The organism is Stenotrophomonas sp. P5_A8, assembly GCF_056400545.1.
Window position 1 is genome coordinate 1 of the sequence record NZ_JBFULB010000258.1, and the last position, 3466, is coordinate 3466.

Consider the following 3466-nt stretch of genomic DNA (forward strand, 5'->3'; position numbering starts at 1 on the left):
CTATTGTTTCAGGAGTTTGTACATGTCTGATCGTCAGAGCGGTACCGTCAAGTGGTTCAACGATGCCAAGGGCTTCGGCTTCATCACCCCGGAAAGCGGCCCGGACCTCTTCGTGCACTTCCGTGCCATCCAGGGCACCGGCTTCAAGTCGCTGCAGGAAGGCCAGAAGGTGACCTTCGTCGCCGTGCAGGGCCAGAAGGGTATGCAGGCTGACCAGGTGCAGGCGGTCTAATCGACCCCCCGCTACCGTCAGGTTGCAATGAAACGCCGGAAGCGAAAGCTTCCGGCGTTTTTTGTTGTGCGCGTTTTGCCCGGCCTGGCCTTCGGGCCGGTTGCCGCCGATGACGGCATGCATCCGTCGCCGCGGTTACGATGACGCTTTGAACCTGCGGACGCGGCAATGATCAAAGTGCACCATCTGGACCACTCGCGCTCGTTGCGCGTGCTGTGGATGCTCGAAGAGCTTGGCCTGCCGTACCAGGTGGTCAACTACCAGCGCGATCCGAAGACCTGGCTGGCCCCGCAGGCACTGCGCGAGATCCATCCGCTGGGCAAGTCGCCGGTGCTGCAGGACGATGCGCTGGTGCTGGCCGAATCGGGGGCGATCCTGGATTACCTCGCAGACCGCTATGACAGTGGCCGCCAGCTCTCGCCCGAGCTGCTGCCGGCACAGGCGGCCGAACGGCTGCGCTACCGCTATTGGATGCACTACGCCGAAGGCTCGGCCATGCCGCCGCTGCTGATGAGCCTGGTATTCGCGCGGGTGCGCAAGGCCCCGATGCCGTTCTTCGCCCGGCCGATCGCCCGCAGCATCGTGGACAAGGTGATGAAGGGCTTCGTCGGTCCGCAGCTCAAGCTGCACCTGGACTGGATGGAGCGCGAGCTGGGCCACTCGCCGTGGTTTGCCGGCGAACGCTTCACCGCCGCCGACATCCAGATGAGTTTCCCGATCCAGGCCGCTGCCTCGCGCGCCGGCAGCATGGCCAACTACCCGAAGCTGCAGGCCTTCCTGCAGCGCATCGAGCAGCGTCCGGCCTACCAGCGCGCCAGCGAGCGGGGCGGGGCGCTGGACCTCGGCGCAGGCACGGCATGAGCTTGCGGGCGCGCGCTGGCGCCCCCATTTCGAAGCGATGAACACCGACCCGCTGCGTTTCCACAACCGTTTCATCGAGCAACTCCCCGGCGACGAGGAAACCGGCCCGCGCGTGCGCGAGGTGCGCGGTGCGGCGTGGTCGGCGGTGATGCCCACGCCCGTGGCCGATCCGCAACTGCTGGCAGTGTCGACCGAGGTGGCCGACCTGCTCGGAATCGGCGCGGACCTCACCGACAGCGCGGACTTCGCCCGCGTGTTCGGCGGCAACGCGCTGTACGCCGGCATGCAGCCATGGGCCGCCAACTACGGCGGGCACCAGTTCGGCCATTGGGCCGGGCAGCTCGGCGATGGGCGCGCGATTTCGCTGGGCGAACTGGTTGCATCCGACGGCAGGCACTGGGAGCTGCAGTTGAAGGGCGCCGGGCGCACCCCGTACTCGCGTGGCGCAGATGGCCGCGCGGTGCTGCGCTCGTCGATCCGCGAGTTCCTGTGCAGCGAAGCGATGCACCACCTAGGCGTTCCCACCACGCGCGCACTGAGCCTGGTCGGCAGCGGCGACAGCGTGGTGCGCGACATGTTCTACGACGGCAACGCCGCACCGGAACCGGGGGCGATCGTGTGCCGCGTGGCGCCATCGTTCATCCGTTTCGGCACGTTCGAGCTGCCGGCCTCGCGGGGCGATGTGGCGTTGCTGCGGCAACTGGCCGATGTCTGCATCGCCCGCGATTTTCCCGAGCTGGCCGATGCCGGTGACGCGCGCCACGCGCAGTGGTTCGCGCAGATCTGCGAGCGCACCGCGGTGCTGGTGGCGCACTGGATGCGGGTCGGTTTCGTGCACGGCGTGATGAACACCGACAACATGTCTATCCTTGGCCTGACCATCGACTACGGCCCGTACGGCTGGGTGGACGACTACGACCCGGACTGGACCCCCAACACCACCGACGCGCAGGGCCGACGCTACCGCTTCGGGACCCAGCCGCAGGTGGCGTACTGGAACCTGACCCGGTTGGCGCAGGCGCTGGCGCCATTGTTCGACGACGTGGCGCCGCTGCATGAGGGGCTCGCACGTTTCCAGGCGGTGCACGCACAGCGCGAGCGCGAGGACATCGCCGCCAAGTTCGGGCTGGCGCAGTGTCGCGATGACGACGTGGCGATGATGGCGGCGTGGCTGCAGATCCTGCAGGACGGCGAAATGGACATGACCCTGGCGTTCCGCGGCCTGATCGCGCTGGACCCGCAGGCGCCGTCGGTGAGCGTGCTGGAGGAGGCGTTCTACAGCGCGGACCGGCGTGCGGCGGTGATGCCGGCGCTGCAGGCCTGGCTGCAGCAGTACGCGGCCCGGGTGCGCGACGATGCGCTGGACATCGCGTCCCGGCAGCAGCGAATGGCCGCGGCCAACCCGCTGTATGTGCTGCGCAACTGGCTGGCCCAGGAAGCGATCGAACGCGCCGAGCAGGGTGACCTGAGTGGCGTGCATGCGTTGCAGGAGGTGCTGCGGCATCCGTATGACCTGCAGCCCGGACGTGAGCATTACGCCGGCAAGCGCCCGGCGTGGGCGCGCGACAAGGCCGGCTGTTCGATGCTGTCCTGCAGCTCCTGAGGTGTCGGCGCGCGGTAGAGCCACATGAGCGGCCGGGTTACGCTATGCCGCCCATTCCGCCAGACGCCATCATGACCGACGTTTCCGCCAGCCCTGCCTGGGCCAATCGCCTGCGCGACATCGCCGACTTCCCCAAGCCGGGCATCCTGTTCAAGGACATCATGCCGCTGCTGGCCGATGGCGCCGATTTCGCCGCGGCGATCGATGCCATGGTCCAACCGTGGCGCGATGCCGGCCTGGTGGCAGTGATGGGGATCGAGTCGCGCGGCTTCATCCTGGGCGCGGCGATGGCGCGCGTGCTGGGCGTGGGCTTCGTGCCGGTACGCAAGCCGGGCAAGCTGCCGGGCCGCACGCTCAAGCAGGAATACACCCTGGAATACCGTACCGACAGCATCGAAGTGCACGCCGATGCGTTGCCGCCCGGCGCGCGCGTGCTGATCGTCGATGACGTGCTGGCCACGGGCGGCACCTTGCTGGCGGCGCTGTCGCTGGCCCAGCAGTTGCAGGTCGAGGTGGTTGGCGCGGCGGTGCTGGTCGAACTGGCCGGCCTGGGCGGCCGCGAGCGCTGGGACGCCAACGTGCCGCTGTTGGCGAACCTGGTGTACTGACGTATCGGCGCGGTGGCCACGCCACCACCCACCGTAGAGCCGACCGTTGGTCGGCTGCCGTTGAACCATAGAGCCGACCGTTGGTCGGCTGCCGTTGAACCGTAGAGCCGACCGTTGGTCGGCTGCCGTTGATCCGGCGCCTCATGAACCTCACACCGCCAA

The 3466-nt window shown here is 68.0% G+C and carries 4 protein-coding genes; all 4 read left to right on the forward strand.

Annotated elements, in window-relative coordinates; all coding sequences use genetic code 11:
* Positions 1–22: 22 nt before the first annotated feature.
* The 4 genes from AC1DQP_RS15640 (at position 23) to AC1DQP_RS15655 (ending at position 3304) form a co-directional block, all read left to right on the forward strand.
* Positions 23–232: a cold-shock protein gene (locus AC1DQP_RS15640; RefSeq protein ID WP_006451993.1), complete on the forward strand. Its 210-nt coding sequence runs from the start codon at positions 23–25 to the stop codon at positions 230–232.
* Positions 233–400: 168 nt separating this feature from the next.
* Complete coding sequence (locus AC1DQP_RS15645) at positions 401–1093, forward strand: glutathione S-transferase family protein (RefSeq protein WP_256773987.1); 693 nt, start codon at positions 401–403, stop codon at positions 1091–1093.
* Positions 1094–1130: 37 nt separating this feature from the next.
* Complete coding sequence (locus AC1DQP_RS15650; RefSeq protein ID WP_457320255.1) at positions 1131–2696, forward strand: protein adenylyltransferase SelO; 1566 nt, start codon at positions 1131–1133, stop codon at positions 2694–2696.
* 71 nt (positions 2697–2767) lie between these two features.
* Entirely contained in the window at positions 2768–3304 is a 537-nt protein-coding gene (locus tag AC1DQP_RS15655) for an adenine phosphoribosyltransferase (RefSeq protein WP_457320257.1), read from the forward strand.
* Positions 3305–3466: the final 162 nt, after the last annotated feature.

What these genes read in the sequence shown, in the direction of transcription:
- AC1DQP_RS15640 (WP_006451993.1), top strand. Translation starts at nt 23, where the DNA reads ATGTCTGATCGTCAGAGCGGTACCGTCAAGTGGTTCAACGATGCCAAG.
- AC1DQP_RS15655 (WP_457320257.1), top strand. Translation starts at nt 2,768, where the DNA reads ATGACCGACGTTTCCGCCAGCCCTGCCTGGGCCAATCGCCTGCGCGAC.
- AC1DQP_RS15645 (WP_256773987.1), top strand. Translation starts at nt 401, where the DNA reads ATGATCAAAGTGCACCATCTGGACCACTCGCGCTCGTTGCGCGTGCTG.
- AC1DQP_RS15650 (WP_457320255.1), top strand. Translation starts at nt 1,131, where the DNA reads ATGAACACCGACCCGCTGCGTTTCCACAACCGTTTCATCGAGCAACTC.